Source organism: Streptomyces sp. NPDC059832 (genome assembly GCF_042731715.1).
Classification (GTDB): domain Bacteria; phylum Actinomycetota; class Actinomycetes; order Streptomycetales; family Streptomycetaceae; genus Streptomyces.
The window spans coordinates 243,447-261,638 of sequence record NZ_JBHWIY010000012.1 but is presented as its reverse complement, the minus strand read 5'-3'; the positions used below and the strand labels follow the sequence as shown (position 1 = coordinate 261,638).

Sequence of the window (18,192 nt, the reverse complement as noted above, 5' to 3'; positions counted from 1 at the left end):
AGTGGGAATCGCCCACCGCCAGGGCGATGAGGCCGGACGGGAAGGCAGTCGAGGAGGGCGCTGCCGGGAGGTGCCGCCCGGCGTCGGCCCGACAGCGCCCAGCTGCGCCCGCCCGGCCCGTTCTGCGTCTCACCTGGTCGCCACCGTACGGAGCACGTTACCGCGGTCGGCGTCGCGACCGTCGCCTGACCCGGCAGAGCGCCGCCCGGGCATCGCGGCAGAGGTGGGGCGGCAGAGCGCCATGAGTGAGCTGTCCCGCCGGGCGTTCCCCGAGCCGCCCGCCGTGCCGGTCGATGCGCCGGCCCCGATCGACCAGGCCCGTGTCCAGCGCCGTCGTCAGGCGGCCGTGACCGAGGCCGCCGCCCTGCGCCGGGCCCGTGCCGAGAAGGCCGGCCGCCCGCTGCCTGCACCGCAGCCGTTGGAGCGGACCGCGTGACGTACGAAGCAGCCAGGTCAGGATGTCTGCGCCGTTGCGGGTGCGCCGTCCAAGGAGTCGAGGAGCTCGCCGAAGGTGAGCTTGGTGTCGTCGTACTCGAAGGTCATGGCGGTGACAAGCGCCTCCCACCGGCCGGTGCTGCGCCCGCAGTGTTCCAGCAGGATCTTCAGCGCGAGTTCGGGTTCGTGGCGGGAGAGGACCTCGTCAGCGGGGATCTGGCGCAGGTGCTCCAGGGTGTGGTGCCGGGACTTGACCAGGGCCCGGTAGACCTCGGAGCGGGAGAGGCTTTCGTCTACGGCGGGGGAGTCGAGCCAGGACTGCAGGACGGCGGCGGGGTCGGGGTGCCGGGCCAGTTCGTCGTCGCCAAGGTGATCTCCAAGTGAGAGCCGCCTTCTTGATCAGAGCCGACGCCAGACTCACGATCGTGCCCGATCCCCATGCCCATCTCCCCTCCGCCGACGATCCCGACGGGGCAGGCCCGACAACGGCCAGCATTGGGAAGGTCCGCTTCCCGCTCGCGCGGTGGATCCTCGCCCCGCGTACGACGTGGCAGGCGCGCCGCCTGGCCGCCGACTTCGGCGAGGGGATGGACGCCCGGACCGCGTGAGTGATGGCCCGCCTGCCCCGCCACCCTGACGAGCGCGACTACGCCATGGGCCACCTGGACGACGACCGACGGGCTGTGGACTGAGCAGAGCTCAGGCGCCGGCCTTCGGCTCGCGCAGAGCGGTTCCCTCGCCGGGCACAGCCTCGCCGATCTCGTCATCGACGGACCACAGGGCACGGGCGAGGAAGTACAGGGCGACCATCCCGGCGTAGATGAACGCGCCCCAGCCGAAGGTCAGCACGAAGACGTTCGCTCGCTGCGCGGGGAGCTGTAGGCGACGCCCTGCATGGTCGTGAACAGCCACGGGAACGACGAAGCCCGGGTCGGCGTACCGGCCGCCGCCCCGGCGCCACGCCAGCAGGGTCAGGCGCCCGGAATTGCATCTGATTGCTCCCTTCCGTTGAGACAACCGGCCCCGGGCGGGCGCCCAAGGCTGTTTTGTGTCCCCGCTGCCAGGCGGGTAATTGACCGTCCACGTCATGGCAGCAGAAAGCTGTCTGGCCGGGAAGGGGAAGGGCCTTGGGTCAGGGCCCGAACGCCGTTGATCAGCGGTTCGGTTGCGCAGCGAGCAGACACGACACACAAGGCGTGGACAGGGCATCGCGGACGCAGTCGAGCGGCAGACCCGCCCGATGCGCGAGCTGAGTCGGCGCGTGTTCCCGGAGCCTGAGGAGGCGTCAGCCGAGCAGCTGTGGCCGATCAACGCGGCCCGCGCTCAGCGCCGCCGCGAAGTTGCCGCCACCCACGCGGCCGCACTTCGCCGCGCCCGTGCCGAGCGCGCCCAGCAAGCCGGAGCGGTCGCCACAATGCCGTGCGCGCACCAAGAGACGGCTGGCGAAAGAAAGGCGTGTTGCTGACCGGAGGCCGCTGAAGCCTATGGCATGAAGCCGGTGGGGTTACAAGGGCGCTCAGCTCCCGGTGGCCGGGGTGATGGATGCGTGGTGCTCGCGGCCCGCCGACGGTCTCCCTGGCGATGTCCGCAGGTTGGAGGTAGCCGATGGGCGGGCGGTGTTTGGGGTGATTGGATGGCCGGGTGTCAACGCCCGTTCTGGTTCGTTGAACATGCCGTCCCGCGTCTGGTGGGAGCGGTTGGACGGCGGGGAGGTAACTGATGAGCGATCGAAGCGCAATTGAGTGGACCGAGGCGACGTGGAATCCGACGACAGGTTGTGACCGGGTTTCCTCCGGGTGCGACAACTGCTACGCGCTGACGTTGGCCAAGCGGTTAAAGGCGATGGGGGCGGCGAAGTATCAGAATGACGGGGATCCACGGACGTCGGGGCCGGGGTTCGATCTGACCGTGCATCCCGATGCGCTGGACGTTCCGTACGGGTGGAAGAACCCGCGGACGGTGTTCGTGAACTCCATGTCGGATCTGTTCCATGCCCGGGTGCCGTTGGACTTCGTACGGCAGGTCTTCGAGGTCATGGCGGACACGCCGCAGCATACGTACCAGGTGCTGACCAAGCGGGCCAGGCGCCTGCGGCAGGTCGCCGATCAGCTGGTGTGGCCGGGGAACCTCTGGATGGGTGTCTCAGTGGAAACGGCGAAGGAACTTCCCCGGGTTGACGATCTGCGGCAGGTACCCGCATCGGTCCGGTTTCTGTCCTGTGAGCCGCTGCTGGGTCCGCTGGACGGGCTGAACCTGGACGGCATCCACTGGGTGATCGCCGGCGGCGAGTCCGGCCCGCGGCGCCGGCCGATGGAAGAGGCCTGGGTGACACAGATCCGTGATCTGTGCCTGGACGAGCGGGTCGCGTTCTTCTTCAAGCAGTGGGGCGGCCACACGCCCAAGGCCGGCGGCCGCACCCTGCAAGGCCGTACCTGGGATCAGATGCCTGCGTTTACCGGCGTCTGACCGTTTTCACCGAGGGGGCTGCACGACGAGTTCGTGGGTTTTCCCTCCGACGCCCGTGCTGGCCGTCCGGCCGCTGCTGTGCAGCAGCTTGACGGCTTTGCGCGCGGCGGGTTCGGTGACCTGTCCGTAGTAGGCACCGAACACGTCCAGTGTGTGGTTGAGCAGTTTGAAGGGCCGTTTCTGCTGGTGCAGTATCCGTTCCATGTTGTCGGCCATGGCGGGCACGGCAGCGTCGGTGACCTCCTGCGGATCCGGGCGGACCACCGAGGTAGCGGAGAAAAGAGTGTCCGGGTCCTCCTGTTCCTCCTTGATCTCAAGCCCCTCCCACCACGCGTCGCGAGCCCGGGCAACAGCGTCGCCGAGGAACCACAGGCCGTGCTCGCTGCGCGTGCCGAAGACCAGGTGATACACCGCCTTCTGCCCGGGCTTTCTGGCGACCGGCACCGACTGCACGAACATGCCGGTCTTCTCCCTCAGCCGCTGGGCGTACTGGGCTGCCACGATCTCGTCCACGTCCGCTTCGGCCGGCTCATCCGGCCGGAAGTACTCACGCCACCATCGGCCGCCACACGCCTCATCGAAGCGCTCGGAGGAGCGTTCCAGACCGCGGGCGGACCGGGCATTGCCTCCCAGGCGCCGTACTGCGTCCATGCTGAAGTTCATCAAGAACTCGGTTGGCTGCCACCGCCGCGGAGTACTACGCCGCTGGTTCAGCGTCTGAACGATCCGGTCGAACGGCAGCCCCAGGCCGCACGGATCAAGGAACAGGAACAGCGGGAGCCCTTCGGCAACCTGTAGAACCTCGCTCAGAACTCCGTCCACGTCGCCGTGGTGCACCCTCGCGTCCACGCCCAGGGCGCGGTAGTGGGCGGCAACCAGGTCCAGACGGGCAACGGAATCGGGTTTCTGCTCCACGAAGAAGCAGTTCCATAACAGCGCGTTCTTCTCCAGGTGATGAGCGGCCACCTGCATCGCGATCTCCGCAGAGCCGCGGTCGCCGCTCTCGTACCGTCCCTCGCCCGCATAGCCGTCGAGGTACACGACCTGGTGCCGACCACGGGAGCCGGTCATCCCGCCGAAGCGGGGAATGTACTGGCCCAGCAGCTTGTGCTTGAGAACACTCGGCAGCGCCTGCGAAGCCCAATAGTCCTTGTCCGTGCCCGTTGCCATGACTTTCTCTGCCACTTCGCCCACCAGTTGTCCACGGCCCTGGCCGACACCTTGAACAAGGAAGCGACCTCCGCCCGGTCCCGGCCCTCCGCCAGCGCGGATACCGCCAGCAACCGCACGGCCTCCTGCGCGCCCGGCGACCACGTCCGCGCATTCCCCACCAGATCACTCACACATCGTCAACGAGCATGAACACAAAGCGTTTCGGATCAATAAGACCGCCTTTTCTGGCGCATCACACTAGTGAATCTTCTGCTGCTCCAGCCATTTGAAGACCTCAGTCCTTTTGTACAGGACCTTGGCGTTCCGGCCTCGGCCGAGCTTGTATCCCTTGAGGCCCAACTTCGCAGCTTCCTTGTAGACCCAGCTGACGGACATGTTCAGCATGGTCGCTACCTCGGCTGTATCCATAAGAACCGGCGCGACAGGGTGGCGTTCGCGTGCCGAGTAGGCCGTGGAGCTCAGCTGGTGTGAAGCCGCGCGTGTCGATTCGTGCAAGATGACTCCCTGATGTCCTGATCAAACAGTGAAATTCGCTCACCGCGGGTCCGATCCGTGTGCCGCGCGAGCGTCCGCCGATTGCCACCACCAAGTGCCGGCGCGCGGACAACAGAAATGGTCCTGAGAATCACCGGTTTCCCCAGCCGGTCATTTGCTGCTATGTTCCCGCGCCGCCCGCGATTTGTTTCGCCCGTGCCGTCTCGTAAGTAGCTGGTGGGCAGGGGGCGTCTCGGTAGCGGAGGCGTAGCCCGGCTCCGTGGTCACCCGCCCCCTCGCGCCAGGAGCGGAGCCAGGGTGTGGCGGGGGGATGGGGGCGGCCCCGAGGATGCCCCAGGTGGTTGCGTAGGCTGGCGTCGTCGTCGCGGTGAGACGGCCACAGGTTGTCCGTGGATGACCTCCGATCTGCCTGACGGGGGGTCAGAAAAGTGAGCAAGTGGTGAGCATCAGTCCTCAAATACCTGGGGGAAGCTGACCGAACTTGCGACTCGTTGTAAGGCAGGAAACAGCACTTGACCTGCAAAAACGCAGGCAGGGAGCCTAGCCTGGGAGCGCCTCGATGCTGCGTACCATGTTCAAGTCCAAGATCCACCGTGCCACGGTGACCCAGGCCGACCTGCACTACGTCGGTTCCGTCACTGTCGACGCCGAGCTGATGGAAGCAGCGGATCTGCTGCCCGGCGAGCTGGTGCACATCGTCGACATCGACAACGGCGCCCGTCTGGAGACGTACGTCATCGAGGGCGAGCGCGGCTCCGGTGTCATCGGCATCAACGGCGCCGCCGCCCACCTCGTCCACCCGGGTGACCTGGTCATCCTGATCAGTTACGCCCAGGTCGACGACGCCGAGGCGCGCGGCCTGGTCCCGCGCATCGTGCACGTCGACTCCGGCAACCGTATCGTCGCGCTCGACGCCGATGCCTCCGCGCCCGTGCCCGGCACCGGCACCGAACGGGGCCCGCACGCCGTTCCCGCGGCGCGCTGACCCGGTCCGACCACCGAGGGGGCACCCGTCATGGCAGAACGGACCGAGCGGATCGAACCCGACATCCGCGACGACCGCGCGAGCGGCAATCTGCTCGCGTACGAGAACCGCAAGGCGGTCGGCGTCGTCGCGTACTTCGTGATGGACGGCGACCCCGCCGCGCTCGTCGCCGTGCACACCGTCGTCGAACCCGGCCACGAGGGCAGGGGCATCGCCGGTGCCCTCGTCCAGGAGCTCTACGCCATGGCGGGACGCGAGGGGGTCCCCGTCGTCCCGCTCTGCCCGTACGCCGCGAAGTGGGCGACGCGCCACCCCGACCGGGCTCCCGAGGCGCCGGCAGCACTGGTGGAACAGGCGAAGACGCAGCTCAAGGCGCACCCCGAGCTGTACTGACCCACGTCGGCCGGGGACTGTACCGTTTGGCGATGACACTCGCCCTGCTGCACACCTCCCCGGTCCACGTACCGGTCTTCGACGCGCTCCGGGACGCCGACCATCCCGGGCTCGCCCTGCGCCATCTCGTGCACGAGGACCTGCTCGCCAAGGCCAGGGAAGCGGGCCCCGAAGCGGTGTCGGGCGAGATCCGGGACCTGCTCGCGGGCGCCGTCGCGGATGGTGTCCGCGCCGTTCTCTGCACCTGCTCGACGATCGGAGCCGTCGCCGAGTCGCAGTCGGCGACGCTCGGTGTTCCCGTGCTGCGCGTCGACCGCCCGATGGCAGCCGCCGCCGCGGCACAGGACCGCGTGGTCGTTCTCGCGTCGATCACCGGCACTCTGGCGCCGACCCTCGCGCTGCTCGCCGAAGAGGCGGGGGACCGGCCCGTCGACGTACGGACCGTCGTGGTGGACGGCGCCTGGGCGCGCTTCGAGGCCGGTGACCGCGACGGCTATCTGGACCTCGTCGCGACCGCGGCCGACGCGGTCACGGACAGCGATGTGATCGTGCTGGCGCAGGCGTCCATGGCCGACGCGGTCACCCGTACGGTCACCCGCATCCCGGTGCTTTCCAGCCCCCGGCCGGGTCTCGCCGCCGCGGCCGTCGCCGCGCGCTGACCTCGGTACGGCTCCCGGAATCCGGGCGATCATCCGGAACCCGCGCGTAGGGACTCACCAGGCGCGGGCAGCCGCTCCGGGAGACGGTGGAAGGAGATCCACCCGAACCGTTCGGAGGCCTTCGATGACGAATCCGTACCCCGACCCGGTGCCGCCGGCGCCCACCCCCGGGCCGATGCCCGGACCGCCGTCGCCGCTGCCGGAGCCGCCGCCTCCGCCGCCCGGCCCCGTTCCGCCCGGCCCGTCGCCGGATCCGATCCCGCAGCCGCCCACCCCGCGCCCCGACCCGGTGCCGGAACCGCAGCCGTCACCCCGGCGGGCCGGATGACCGGTGTCCCCGGGTGGTAGGCCTCAGGCCCCTGCCAGGACGGCGTTCGCCCGCGCGGTGACCTCGATGAGCACGCGACCCGCCGCTTCCAGGTCCTCGGCCGGCAGGTCCGCGTACAGCCGGGTCGTGAGGTCGGCGACCTCGGCCCCGTTGGCCTGCTGACGGTCCCGGCCCGCCGCCGTGAGGCCGATCCGGGGAACGGTGCCGTCGGCCTCCGCCAGCAGGTCTGCGGCGGTCAGTTCGGCCAGGGTCGCCTCGACGACGGACACGTCGATCTTCAGCGCGTCGGTCATGCGGTCGACGAGCCGGCCGCGCTCGATCGCCCCGCCGTTGCCCGCGACGGCGTTCAGCGCCAACGACTGATGAAACGTGGTTCCGGTGGCCGCGAGCAGCCGTTCGAGGACGGCGCGCGTGGCGTAGTGGGCCCGGCCTACGATCTGGCCGTTGACGGTCGGTGTGGCAGACATGGCTACTCCTTGGTCGGTTGATCGGGTGCCTTGGGTTTCTGCGATTCCTTCGGTGGAGCGGGGGTTCCGGGGATCGGTACGTCGAGAAGCGCCGTCACCGTGCGCACGAACGCCTCGGTGTCCGCACCGTCCAGGCCGCCCAGCGGAGCCAACTGCTGGTCCAGGAGCTCCCGCACGACGTCGACCGCGCGAACAGCGACCGAGCGCCCCTCCTCCGTGAGCGAGAGCTGGACCGCCCTGGTGTCGTCCGGATCGGTCGTACGCTCCACGAGGCCGGCGCCCTCCAGGGCGCGGGCCAGCTTCGACACGTACAGCGGCTCCAGTCCGGTGTGATCCGCCAGCCTGCGCTGGCTCGGCCGCAGCCCCGACCGCTGCATCCCGAGCAGCGATCCCAGCAGTGAGTACTGCGCGTGTGTCAGACCGAGCGGCCCGACTGCCCGGTCGACGGCGACCCGCCATTTCATCGACAGGCGCCATACCAGGAAGCCGGGGGTCGGTCCCTCGGGTGCGTTGCTCATGGCAGATAGAGTACATGGCTACTAAATCGTTGAGTGTGCGGAACGAATCGTGGAGGGTGTGGACCAAGAGGCGTACGGAACAAACGGCTTGATGCGTGGCGGGCCGGCGATGAGGATCGCGCCATGACCGCATTCACCGCCCCCGACGGAACCCGACTCGCCTATCGGGTGGTGGGCGAGGGGGAACCGCTGCTCTGTCTACCCGGCGGTCCCATGCGCGGCGCCGCCTACCTCGGCGATCTCGGCGGGCTACGCGGCCCCGGGCGCCTTCGACCCCGAAGCGGCCCGCGCCGCACTGGCCGGACGGGAGGTTCCGGTCCTGGTCCTGGCGGGCGAGCTGGACGGCGGCCCGCTTCCCCGTGTCGCCGTCGGCATCGCGGAGTTGTTTCCCGCGGGCGAACCGGCCGTCCAATTGAGTGCCGGTCATTTCCCGTGGCTCGACGACCCCCGCCAATTCGCCCGGACCGTCGAGGCGTTTCTCGCCCGGTCCCGATGAGCCGTTGACCGATTCCGGGCGGGGGCCGGGATCAGGCGGTGGGCGGCCGGACCGGGGACGGTCCCAGTGTGGTGGTGCCGGGGGAGGCCCGGTGGCCGAGCCCGGTCCGGTAGGCGTCCATGGCCGCCTCGGTCCGGCCCGTGCGCCGCAGCAGATCGCCCAGCAGCCGGCAGATGTCCGCGAGATCACCGGCGGCGCCCGCCCGTTCCAGCAGGGCCAGCGCGGTGACGTAGTGCTCCTCGGCGGACTCCGGATCGCCCTGGTCCTCGTGGATCAGGCCGAGCAGCCGGTGCGCGCCGCCGGCATGGACCGAGCCCCGGTCCGGGTGCAGTTCGCCCAGCAGCCTGTGCAGCAGCTCCCTGGCCTGGTCGGCCTTGCCGCGCCGACGCAGCACATCGGCGAGCTCCACCTCGACCTGGGCCGTGTACAGGGCGGCCCGCTTCGATGCCAGCATGTCGCGGGCGGCGCGCAGTTCGGTCTCGGCGCCGGACAGATCGCCGTTCTGCGCGTGGACATAGCCGCGCATCCAGTGGCAGTGCGCCAGCTCCGTACGGATCTGGAGCTGCTGGTAGATCTCGGCCGCCTTGGCGAGTGAGGCGTCCGCCTCCGCGGTACGGCCCGCCGCGATGAGCGTACGGGCGACGCTGCGGTGCAGTCCGGCGACCAGTTCCGGATCGGACACCTGCGGTGCCAGGGCCAGCGCCAGCTCGCCCGCCTGGGCGGCGCGGGCGTGGGCGCCCATGTCCATGTACGGGGCGATGGCGGCCGTGTACAGCAGCAGGAGCGCGCCGGGATCCTGGAGGCCCGAGGTGTTGAGCTCGTCGATGGCGCTCTCCAGCAGGTAGCAGGCGTACCGGAGTTCGCCGGCCAGCAGGTGGGCGACCGCCCTGCCCCGGACGGCCGGGGCGCGCCGGGGGAGCGGAGCGTCGGCGAGGAGTTGCTCCGCGGCCTCGAAGTGCTCGCGGGCGGTGGGCAGATCGCCCGTCTCCAGCGCGCAGTGGCCGAGGCCGAGCGTGGCCGTGGCGCGTTCGTCGTCGAGCCCGTGCCGGCCGGCCTCGGCGAGCAGCCGGCTGTAGGCGGCGGCGGCGTCCTCGGCGGCACCGGTGGCCAGTGTCCGCTGGGCCTCGACGAGTTTCAGCCGCAGAGCGGTCGCGAGGTGGGCGGGGCGTCCGGTGACCAGTTCCTCGTACGTGACGCCGAGCCGGTCCGCGAGGTGGCGTACGGCCGCCTCCGACGGGCGTACCCGGCCCGCCTCCAGCGTGGAGATGTAGGCGGGCGTGTAGGCGGGTTCCGCCAGTTGTCGTTGCGTCAGACCGCGTTCGGTGCGCAGCTGCTGGACGCGGCGGCCGACGGCGCCGGGATCCTCGTCCGGCCCCGCGTCCCGTCCCGCTGTGCGCCTCGCGTTCATCGCGCCGCCCCTTCTGCTTCGTCCCGCCTCGAAATGCGGTCCATGCATCGTAAATGCCCGGATACGAACCTCAACCACCACGTTTCCGGGCCTTGTTCGGCGGTCCGCGCACCTCTAGGTTAAGCATCGCATTAACTCGACTTAACTCATGAGTTACGTGATGGTCGTGCCCTGGGATTTCCCGGCGAAGTCCCCCGGACCTGAAGGAGTTGTCCATGCGCATACGCCTCCGCGCGCGCCGAACAGCAGGAGCCACGGCGGGGCTCGCTCTCGTCGGCCTCCTGGCGGCGACCGCTGCCACCGCACCGGCGTCGGCCGCCCCCACCGGCTCCGACGGCGGCCGTCGCATCGCGGCCGAGTACTTCCCCGATCCCGGCGGCTCGGGCAGGACCGTCGAGGTCCCGGTCGCCGCTCCCGTCCGGAAGGGCGCAGCCGCCGCCCCGCTGAGCGCGGCCCAGGCCGCCGTCGACGGCACGGTGGGCGAACAGGCGGTGACCGGCCCGTCCGACGACCGCCTGGACGTCGTGATCATCGGAGACGGCTACACGGCAGGCCAGCAGGCCGACTTCCACGCGGACGCCACCGCCAAGTGGGCCGACATCACCGCTCTGGAGCCCTACAAGAGCTACCAGGGCCTGTTCAACGTGTGGACCGTCGACGCGGTTTCCAACGAGTCCGGCATCAGCGGCGATCCCGGCGCGGACACCGTCAAGGACACCGCGCTCGGCAGCTACTTCTGGTGCTCCGACATCGAGCGGCTGATCTGCGCCGACATCGACAAGGTGGCCGCGTACGCCGCCAAGGCCCCGGCCGCCGACCTCGTGGTCGTCATCGCCAACTCCACCAAGTACGGGGGCGCGGGCTACTCCGGACTCCAGGCCGAGGGCCGGCCCTTCAACGGAGTCTCCACCCTCTCGTCCGACCACCCCTCGTCCAGCCTGATCGCCGCCCATGAGATAGGGCACTCGGTGGGCCTGCTGGACGACGAGTACACCTACGCCGGGTACGGGACCTGGACCGGCGGCGAGCCGGGCGGGATCAACTCCACCACGTACACACCCGCGCAGCTCACCGAGAAGCGGGCCAAGTGGTACCGCTGGCTCGGCCGGACCGATCCGGCGGGCGGCACGGTCGGTGCGTACGAGGGCAGCGCCTACTACCCGCTCGGGCTCTACCGCCCCACCGAGTCATCGATCATGCGGGAGCTGAGCAACACCGAGTTCAACCTGCCGGGGCGCGAGGCGATGATCGCCGGGTTCTACCGCGCGGGCAACGCACTGAGCAGCGCCGTCGACACCGGCACCGCCGTCGGGCCGGGCCGGCGCATCGCCGTGAGCCTGGCGGACCTCGATGCCGCCGGTGCCGGGACCCGCACCCACCGGCCGGGCGCTGCCACCGGCCTCGCCAGGACGGATCTGCGCTGGTACGTGGACGGCGTCGAGAGGGTCTTCGCCCGGGGGCGTACCTCCGTCACCCCCGCATCGCTCGGAGTCCGTGCGGACGGTCGCGGGCACAAGCTGACCGCCGAGGCCGTCGACCGTACGGACGCCATCCGTGACCCCGCCGTCCGCGCCCTGGCCACCGACACCCTGACCTGGAACGTCAGGGCGACCGGGCACCGGCGGTAGGGTCTCGAACGCCTCAGGCGATGATCGGGACCACGGCCTCGGGCGTCAGCATCCGGAAGGTGAAGGCCTGATGGAAATAGAGCCGGATGCTGGTCGCGTCGTGGTCCTGATAGCCGATGGAGAGGTCCTGTCCGAGGCGCAGCTCGAAGTCGCCGCCACGGGTGGACAGCAGCACACCGCCCCTGACGGCGGGCGCCCACAGGATCTGGTCGTCGAGCAGCCGGGCCAGATGGGTGGCCACCGGGTATCCGTGGTCGGAGGTCTCGGTGGCCTCGGTGAAGGCGTCGGCGCCGAGCAGCAGCCGGTACGGGCCGTCGACGCCGGCCAGCCGCAGCTGGGTGAGTGCCTGGCTGACGGTGGTCGGGTAGTCGCGGGCATCCGCGGGCAGTGTCAGCGGCGAGTGCGAGGAGCCGTCCCGCAGCCCGGTGATCCCGGCCGAGGCGTACCCGTCGATGATCGCCATGTCCTCCGCGAACGCACAGGTGCGGGCGGCGTCCTTGACGGGTTGCCAGTCGCTGTCGTCCGAGCCGCGCTCGACGTCGTCCACGGCCGACCGGGTCACCGTGAACGGCACCCGCCACTCGATGACCGGCACCGATGTGCGGGCGCGGGCGATGACGTCCGGGGCGGGCGGATCGATTTCGCGCAGATGACCGTCGCCGATGGCCGCCAGTCCGGGGCCGTCCGGGTCGGTGACATCGACGACCCGGCGGCCCGCCACATGGCGGCTGAAGGTGCGCCGGGCCTCTTCTTCGATCTGGTCCCAGGCGGCTTCCGTGACAGGGGCGAGTTCGCGGTGGAGATTGTTCATCACTGGGCGCTTTCTTGCAGGCTGCCGATGTGCAGCGAACCGTCGGCCGGACGGGCCGGGGCCTTCGCCGTCACCGGCGCGGACGCGGGCTCCGGCAGGGCGTCGGTCCCGGCCGATGAGGGCGAGGGCGGCGGGGCGCCGAGGAAGTCGGCGCTGGGGGCGTGGAAGAGCGTGCCGGTGACCGCGGTCGAGAAGTCGAGAATGCGGTCGTGCGTGGCGGGCGGACTGCCGAGGAACATGTTGCGGAGCATCTGCTCGGTCACCTCCGGATCGGCGGCGTAACCGATGAAGTACGTGCCGAACTCGCCCTGTCCGAAGCTGCCGAACGGCATGTTGGCGCGCAGGATGTCGCGCTCCGTGCCGTCCGGGTCGGTGATCGTGTTGAGGGCGATGTGCGAGTCGGCGGGCTTGACGTCGTCGGCGAACTCGACGTCGTCGAGCTTGGTGCGGCCGATGACCCGCTCCTGCTCCTCGGTGCTCAGCGCGTTCCAGGACGCGAGGTCGTGCAGATACTTCTGGACGATGACGTAACTGCCGCCCGCGAACGGGGGATCCTCGGCGCCGACCAGGGCCGCCGACTGCGCGTCCGCCCCCACGGGGTTCTCCGTGCCGTCGACGAAGCCGAGCAGATCCCGGTGGTCGAAGTAGCGGAACCCCTGCGTCTCGTCGACGACCGTCACCGCGCTGCCGAGCCGGTCGAGCAGGCGGGCCGCCCATGCGAAACACACGTCCATCCGCTCGGCCCGGATGTGGAACAGCAGATCCCCCGGAGTGGCGGGAGCGTGGTGCCGGGCGCCGTGCAATTCCTGGAACGGGTGGAGCCGGGCCGGCCGCGGCCCGGCGAACAGCCGGTCCCAGGCCCCGGAACCGAAGCCGGTCACGCAGACCAGGCCGGCGTCGGGGTACCGGAATCCGATCGAGCGGGAGAAGGCCGCCAGATCCGGCAGCACCTCGCGCACGGCGGGCTCGCCACCGGGCTCGATCGTGGCGACCAGGATCAGTGCGGCGCTGGTCAGCGGCGCGACGACGGGCTGGACCGCGGCCGGCTCCGGAGAGGTGTCCGGCCCGGCTGCGGCGGGTTCCGGGGTGGCGTCGGGCATGCGTGGGCTCCCTGGGGCGGCAAAGGCGGGCTGCGGCGACAGGCTCGGGGCAGGGGCAACAAGAAGGGGCTTGCTGTTACTTACGCACAGACAGGAAGCTGTCGCACTCCGGGTCACCCGGCCGGGCGACCACGGCGGCGGTAACGCGGCCGGCCCGCCGGGGACGGGCGGGCGCACCGGAGACCCGGCGGGGCCGCCCGCACCGGCCTCCCCGTGTCAGCCCGCGACGACCTCCGACCGGTCGCCGCCCCAGAGGGTGTGGAAGGAGCCCTCGCGGTCGGTGCGGCGGTAGGTGTGCGCGCCGAAGAAGTCGCGCTGGCCCTGGGTGAGCGCCGCGGGCAGCCGGTCGGCGCGCAGGCCGTCGTAGTACGCGAGCGCGGCGGCGAATCCCGGTGTGGGCACCCCCTGCCGCACCGCCTCGGCGACCACCGCTCGCCAGTCGTCCTGAGCCGCGCCGATCTCCTCGGCGAACTGCTGGTCGGACAGCAGGCTCGGCAGGTCCGGGCGGGCGTCGTAGGCGGCCCGGATCCGGTCCAGGAACGCGGCCCGGATGATGCATCCGGCCCGCCAGATCGACGCCATCGCGCCCAGGTCGATGTTCCAGTCGTACGCCTCGCTGCCCGCCCGGATCTGGTGGAATCCCTGGGTGTACGAAACGATCTTGGACGCGTACAGCGCCTGCTCCACCCGGTCGGCGAAGGCCGCGGCGGCCTCCTCGCCGAGCGGGGAAGCCGACGGGCCCGGCAGGTCCCGCGCGGCCTCGCGCAGGTCGGCGTGCCCGGACAGCGAACGGGCGAAGACGGCCTCCGCGATACCCGAGACGGGCACCCCGAGATCCAGCGCGATCTGCACTGTCCAGCGGCCCGTGCCCTTCTGCTCGGCCCGGTCCTGCACGATGTCGACGAAGGGTTTCCCGGTGGCCGCGTCGGTGTGGGCGAGGACCTCCGCCGTGATCTCGATCAGATACGAGTCGAGGCGGCCGGTGTTCCAGCTGCGGAACGTCTCGGCGATCTTCGCGGGGGAGTAGCCCGCCACGGCACGCAGCAGGTCGTACGCCTCCGCGATCAGCTGCATGTCCGCGTACTCGATGCCGTTGTGGACCATCTTCACGAAGTGCCCGGCCCCGTCGGGACCGATATGCGTGGTGCACGGGGTGCCGTCCTTCGCCTTGGCGGCGATCTTCTCCAGCAGCGGCCCCAGCGATTCGTACGACTCGGTTGACCCGCCCGGCATGATGCTCGGCCCGTTCAGCGCGCCTTCCTCGCCGCCCGAGATGCCGACGCCGACGAAGTGGATCCCGCGCCCGCGCAGCTCCTTCTCCCGCCGGCGGGTGTCCTCGAAGTGCGCGTTGCCGCCGTCGATGATGACATCGCCCTCTTCGAGGAGCGGGGCGAACTCCTGGATCACGGCATCGGTGGGATCACCCGCCTTCACCATGATGACGAGTCTGCGCGGACGTTCCAGCGCCGCGACGAACTCCTCCGGAGTGCGCGCGGGGACGAAGGAGCCCTCGTCGCCGAACTCCTCGACCAGGGCGTCCGTCTTGGCGGTGGTCCGGTTGTGCACCGCGACGGTGAATCCGTTGCGGGCGAAGTTGCGCGCGAGGTTGCGGCCCATGACCGCGAGCCCTGTGACGCCGATCTGTGCAGTGCCGCTCATCTGTGTGCTCTGCAATCTGTTTCGGGGATGCCTGGATCTTCAGCAATGCCGGGATCTTCAGTATGGATACGGGGTGCAGGAACGGCCTGTTCGGCATCGCCCGGATGGACCCTCCTGTGTATATTAGGAAAATACCTAGAGGCTCTAGGTATGCTTCGACGGAGGTGGCGGATGGTTCGCGCGGGTCTCACGACCGGACGCGTGGTGGAGGCGGCGGCCGATCTGGCCGACTCCATCGGCTTCGACAAGGTCACGATCTCCGCGCTGGCCCGCGGCTTCGGGGTCAAGGACGCCAGCCTGTATTCGCACGTCAGGAATCTGCACGACCTGCGGACCCGGGTCGCGCTGCTGGCCGCCGGGGAGTTCATCGACCGGATCGGCGCCGCCGTGGCGGGCCGGGCCGGGAGGGACGCCCTGGTCGCGTTCGCCGACGCCTACCGGGCCTTCGCGCTGGAGCGGCCCGGACGGTACGAGGCGACGCAGATGCGGGTCGACCCCGACATCGTCGCCCAGTCGTCCGCGTACCACCGCACCATCGAGACCACGGGCGCGATGCTGCGGGGCTACGGCCTGGCCGAGCCCGATCTCACGGACGCGGTACGGCTGCTGCGCAGCACCTTTCACGGCTACTGCGCCCTGGAGGCGAGCGGAGGCTTCGGCGCGCCCCGTGACGTGCAGACGTCCTGGGAGCGGTCCGTCGAGGCCCTGCACTTCCTGTTGGAGCACTGGCCGTCCGCGACGGGCGAGAGGGAGACCGATCATGGCTGACCGCACGGTGCCGGAGCGCACCGGACATCTGAAGGTGCCCGGGGCGACGCTGTACTACGAGGTGCGCGGCCAGGGCCCGCTGCTGCTGATGATGCCGGGCGGGAGCGCCGACGCGGGGCTCTACGACCGGATGGCGGAGCGGCTGGCCGACAGCTGGACCGTCGCGGCCTTCGACCCGCGCGGCTACTCGCGCAGCCTGCTCGACGGCGCGGCGGCGGACCAGCAGGCGGCGGTGCAGAGCGAGGACGCCCACCGGCTGATCGAACTGCTGTCGCCGGACGGCGGGCCGGTGGCCGTCTTCGGCTCCAGTTCGAGTGCGATCGTCGCCCTGGACCTGCTCGCCCGCCACCCCGAACGGTTGCACCGAGTGGTCGCGCACGAACCGCCGTTGGTGGCACTGATGCCCGATCCGGATCGGGGGCGGAAGCTCTTCGCCGCGGTGCGCGAATCCTTCCGCCGGGACGGGGTGGCCGCGGCACTGGCCACGATGACCGAGGGCCTGACGGACCCGGATGCGGGGCCGCCGGCCGGGGGAGAGCGCCGGGCGGCGCCCGAACCGTCCGCGCGGGAGGCCGAGGCGTTCCGGCGGATGCGGGCCAACCTTCCGGTGTTCCTGGAGCATGTGCTGTGTTCGTTCAGCGGCTACGTACCGGACCTGGCGGCCCTGCGTCGCGGTGCGGAGCAACTGGTCATCGGCGTCGGGCAGGACTCCCGCACCCTGCTCACGGCGATTCCGGGCGCCCGGCTGGCGGACGAAGCGGGCGGCAGGCTCGTGGAGTTTCCCGGTGGGCACACCGGTTGCGCCGAGGACCCCGAAGCGTTCGCCGAGCGGCTGCGGGCGGTACTGCTCGACCCGACATTCCGTGGGGCGCGAGGGTGACCCCGGAGGGCGGCCGATGACGCTCATCCCGCAAACATCCCCAATGGCACCTTTGGGTCTGCGCGCATCACTGATGGATCGGCAATTATTCACTTAACCCTTTTGCCAAAGATCTGGTGGCAGACCATGCGGCGCGGCGTGCTGGCTTCGAGCTCACAACGACGCATCCAGCGCCACCACGTGCCGGACCCTGCGAGGTGGCCGCCCGGTACGCGAACGCACCGGACACCGGCAGGCCCGCCCCGTGGTTCACCTTCACCAACACATCGGCGAGCGCCGTCACGTTCACCGTGACCTCCGGCCAGTACCGCGCCGACGGCCCCTGGACGTACACCGTCGCGGCCGGCGGCAGCGAGCAGGACCACTTCAACGCGGTGGCGCCGGCCGACGGCTGGTACGACTTCACGGTGAAGGTCGGCGGCGACGCCTCCTGGTCGCGGCGGTACAGCGGACACATCGAGACCGGCGCGGCGAGCGTCGGCGGCTGATACGCAGAGCGCGCAGGTGGGGGGGGGGGGGGGGGAAAGAGGGAAACACGACCCAGGCACAACCCGCTCCTGCCTCCCCACAACCCGAGCTTTTGGGGGGTGTGCCGGTTGCTGGGCCGCCCGGACTCCTCCCCCCCCGGCCCCTGCGCGCACCGTGCGTCAGCCGCGAAGACTCCTGTGGTGTCGGCGGTCGTCGCGGACGCGGGACGGGGCGGCCGGGCGCCCCGCCCCACGTCCGCACACGGTCTAGAGCGGTGTGACGTAGGCGCCGGTGAGCCCGCCGTCCACCAGGAAGTCGGTGGCGTTGACGAAGGAGGAGTCGTCGCTGGCCAGGAAGGCCACTGCGGCGGCCATCTCGGTGGGCTCGGCGAACCTGCCGACCGGGATGTGCACCAGCCTGCGCGCGGCCCGCTCCGGATCCTTGGCGAACAGCTCCTGGAGCAGCGGGGTGTTGACCGGTCCCGGGCACAGCGCGTTGACCCGGATGCCCTCCCGTGCGAACTGCACACCCAGTTCGCGCGACATGGCCAGCACGCCGCCCTTGGACGCGGTGTAGGAGATCTGCGAGGTGGCGGCGCCCATCCGGGCCACGAACGAGGCCGTGTTGATGATGGAGCCCTTGCCCTGGCGGCGCATGTACGGGATGGCGGCCTTGCAGCACAGGTAGACGGAGGTGAGGTTGACCTCCTGCACCCGGCGCCAGGCGTCGAGGCCGGTCTCCAGGATGGAGTCGTCCTCGGGCGGCGAGATCCCCGCGTTGTTGAAGGCGATGTCGACCGAGCCGTACGTGTCGAACGCGGCCTTGAACAAGGCCTCCACCTGTTCGGCGTCCGTGACGTCGGTACGTACGAAGAGGCCGTCGACCTCCTCGGCGGCGGCCTTGCCGCTCACCTCGTCCACATCGGCGCAGACGACGTGCGCGCCCTCGGCGGCCAGGCGCCGGACGGTGGCCAGTCCGATGCCGCTTCCGGCTCCGGTGACTACGGCGGTGCGGCCGACCAGGCGGCGGCAGACAGTGGTGGTGTCGGTCATGGT

Annotated in this window: 21 protein-coding genes; 11 read left to right on the top strand and 10 right to left on the bottom strand. The window is 70.5% G+C overall.

Going from position 1 to position 18,192, the window contains the following annotated elements; genetic code table 11:
* The first annotated feature begins 241 nt into the window (after nt 1-241).
* The 3 genes from ACFV8T_RS23205 (at nt 242) to ACFV8T_RS23195 (ending at nt 1,043) form a co-directional block, all read left to right on the top strand.
* Nucleotides 242-436 carry a hypothetical protein gene (locus tag ACFV8T_RS23205; protein WP_385330453.1) on the top strand — a complete coding sequence of 65 codons (195 nt, stop codon included), beginning with the start codon at nt 242-244 and terminating at the stop codon, nt 434-436.
* 149 nt (nt 437-585) lie between these two features.
* Nucleotides 586-819: a hypothetical protein gene (locus ACFV8T_RS23200; protein ID WP_385330451.1), complete on the top strand. Its 234-nt coding sequence runs from the start codon at nt 586-588 to the stop codon at nt 817-819.
* 41 nt (nt 820-860) lie between these two features.
* On the top strand, nt 861-1,043 hold the full coding sequence (locus tag ACFV8T_RS23195; protein WP_385330448.1) for a hypothetical protein: 183 nt from the start codon (nt 861-863) through the stop codon (nt 1,041-1,043).
* Between the two features lie 91 nt (nt 1,044-1,134).
* On the opposite strand, the gene ACFV8T_RS23190 is transcribed toward ACFV8T_RS23195, so the two are convergent.
* Nucleotides 1,135-1,347 carry a hypothetical protein gene (locus ACFV8T_RS23190; protein WP_385330446.1) on the bottom strand — a complete coding sequence of 71 codons (213 nt, stop codon included), beginning with the start codon at nt 1,345-1,347 and terminating at the stop codon, nt 1,135-1,137.
* A gap of 807 nt (nt 1,348-2,154) precedes the next feature.
* On the opposite strand from ACFV8T_RS23190, the gene ACFV8T_RS23185 reads away from it, so the two are divergent.
* Nucleotides 2,155-2,901, top strand: a complete 747-nt coding sequence (locus tag ACFV8T_RS23185) for a DUF5131 family protein (protein ID WP_385330444.1) — start codon at nt 2,155-2,157, stop codon at nt 2,899-2,901.
* A gap of 6 nt (nt 2,902-2,907) precedes the next feature.
* Here ACFV8T_RS23185 and tcmP read toward each other — a convergent pair whose 3' ends face one another.
* Entirely contained in the window at nt 2,908-4,086 is a 1,179-nt protein-coding gene (gene tcmP / locus ACFV8T_RS23180; RefSeq protein ID WP_385330442.1) for a three-Cys-motif partner protein TcmP, read from the bottom strand.
* A 225-nt stretch (nt 4,087-4,311) separates the two neighbouring features.
* On the bottom strand, nt 4,312-4,482 hold the full coding sequence (locus tag ACFV8T_RS23175) for a helix-turn-helix domain-containing protein (RefSeq protein ID WP_307797638.1): 171 nt from the start codon (nt 4,480-4,482) through the stop codon (nt 4,312-4,314).
* A gap of 646 nt (nt 4,483-5,128) precedes the next feature.
* Here ACFV8T_RS23175 and panD point away from each other — a divergent pair.
* Genes panD through ACFV8T_RS23160 form a run of 3 tightly spaced genes read left to right on the top strand, consistent with a single transcriptional unit; the run spans nt 5,129 to nt 6,606 of the window.
* Nucleotides 5,129-5,554, top strand: a complete 426-nt coding sequence (gene panD, locus ACFV8T_RS23170) for an aspartate 1-decarboxylase (RefSeq protein WP_385330439.1) — start codon at nt 5,129-5,131, stop codon at nt 5,552-5,554.
* A 30-nt stretch (nt 5,555-5,584) separates the two neighbouring features.
* Nucleotides 5,585-5,947 carry a GNAT family N-acetyltransferase gene (locus tag ACFV8T_RS23165; RefSeq protein WP_385330436.1) on the top strand — a complete coding sequence of 121 codons (363 nt, stop codon included), beginning with the start codon at nt 5,585-5,587 and terminating at the stop codon, nt 5,945-5,947.
* A 32-nt stretch (nt 5,948-5,979) separates the two neighbouring features.
* On the top strand, nt 5,980-6,606 hold the full coding sequence (locus ACFV8T_RS23160; protein WP_385330433.1) for an arylsulfatase: 627 nt from the start codon (nt 5,980-5,982) through the stop codon (nt 6,604-6,606).
* Between the two features lie 351 nt (nt 6,607-6,957).
* Here ACFV8T_RS23160 and ACFV8T_RS23155 read toward each other — a convergent pair whose 3' ends face one another.
* The 3 genes from ACFV8T_RS23155 to ACFV8T_RS23145 form a co-directional block, all read right to left on the bottom strand.
* Complete coding sequence (locus ACFV8T_RS23155) at nt 6,958-7,401, bottom strand: hypothetical protein (RefSeq protein ID WP_385330430.1); 444 nt, start codon at nt 7,399-7,401, stop codon at nt 6,958-6,960.
* A 2-nt stretch (nt 7,402-7,403) separates the two neighbouring features.
* Nucleotides 7,404-7,919, bottom strand: coding sequence for a MarR family winged helix-turn-helix transcriptional regulator (locus ACFV8T_RS23150; protein ID WP_385330427.1), 516 nt, complete (start codon nt 7,917-7,919; stop codon nt 7,404-7,406).
* A 527-nt stretch (nt 7,920-8,446) separates the two neighbouring features.
* The gene (locus ACFV8T_RS23145; RefSeq protein ID WP_385330424.1) at nt 8,447-9,823 is read right to left on the bottom strand and encodes a tetratricopeptide repeat protein; all 1,377 of its coding nucleotides are present in this window, start codon (nt 9,821-9,823) and stop codon (nt 8,447-8,449) included.
* Between the two features lie 215 nt (nt 9,824-10,038).
* On the opposite strand from ACFV8T_RS23145, the gene ACFV8T_RS23140 reads away from it, so the two are divergent.
* A complete protein-coding gene (locus ACFV8T_RS23140; protein ID WP_385330422.1) occupies nt 10,039-11,451 on the top strand; it encodes a M64 family metallopeptidase in 1,413 nt (470 codons plus the stop codon).
* Nucleotides 11,452-11,464: 13 nt separating this feature from the next.
* Here ACFV8T_RS23140 and ACFV8T_RS23135 read toward each other — a convergent pair whose 3' ends face one another.
* The 3 genes from ACFV8T_RS23135 to gndA all read right to left on the bottom strand — a co-directional run bounded on the left by ACFV8T_RS23135 (nt 11,465) and on the right by gndA (nt 15,021).
* The gene (locus ACFV8T_RS23135) at nt 11,465-12,262 is read right to left on the bottom strand and encodes a family 1 encapsulin nanocompartment shell protein (protein ID WP_385330419.1); all 798 of its coding nucleotides are present in this window, start codon (nt 12,260-12,262) and stop codon (nt 11,465-11,467) included.
* Entirely contained in the window at nt 12,262-13,362 is a 1,101-nt protein-coding gene (locus ACFV8T_RS23130) for a Dyp-type peroxidase (RefSeq protein ID WP_385330416.1), read from the bottom strand. The genes ACFV8T_RS23135 and ACFV8T_RS23130 overlap by 1 nt, the downstream gene beginning before the upstream one ends.
* A gap of 216 nt (nt 13,363-13,578) precedes the next feature.
* The gene (gene gndA, locus ACFV8T_RS23125) at nt 13,579-15,021 is read right to left on the bottom strand and encodes an NADP-dependent phosphogluconate dehydrogenase (RefSeq protein WP_385330413.1); all 1,443 of its coding nucleotides are present in this window, start codon (nt 15,019-15,021) and stop codon (nt 13,579-13,581) included.
* A gap of 171 nt (nt 15,022-15,192) precedes the next feature.
* On the opposite strand from gndA, the gene ACFV8T_RS23120 reads away from it, so the two are divergent.
* The 3 genes from ACFV8T_RS23120 (at nt 15,193) to ACFV8T_RS23110 (ending at nt 17,157) form a co-directional block, all read left to right on the top strand.
* Nucleotides 15,193-15,789 (top strand): TetR/AcrR family transcriptional regulator, encoded by a 597-nt coding sequence (locus tag ACFV8T_RS23120; protein WP_385330411.1) that lies wholly within the window; start codon nt 15,193-15,195, stop codon nt 15,787-15,789.
* Nucleotides 15,782-16,669 carry an alpha/beta fold hydrolase gene (locus tag ACFV8T_RS23115; RefSeq protein WP_385330408.1) on the top strand — a complete coding sequence of 296 codons (888 nt, stop codon included), beginning with the start codon at nt 15,782-15,784 and terminating at the stop codon, nt 16,667-16,669. The genes ACFV8T_RS23120 and ACFV8T_RS23115 overlap by 8 nt, the downstream gene beginning before the upstream one ends.
* Before the next feature lie 197 nt (nt 16,670-16,866).
* Nucleotides 16,867-17,157: a phospholipase domain-containing protein gene (locus ACFV8T_RS23110; protein WP_385330406.1), complete on the top strand. Its 291-nt coding sequence runs from the start codon at nt 16,867-16,869 to the stop codon at nt 17,155-17,157.
* A gap of 246 nt (nt 17,158-17,403) precedes the next feature.
* On the opposite strand, the gene ACFV8T_RS23105 is transcribed toward ACFV8T_RS23110, so the two are convergent.
* Nucleotides 17,404-18,189, bottom strand: a complete 786-nt coding sequence (locus tag ACFV8T_RS23105; RefSeq protein WP_385330403.1) for a 3-oxoacyl-ACP reductase — start codon at nt 18,187-18,189, stop codon at nt 17,404-17,406.
* Nucleotides 18,190-18,192: the final 3 nt, after the last annotated feature.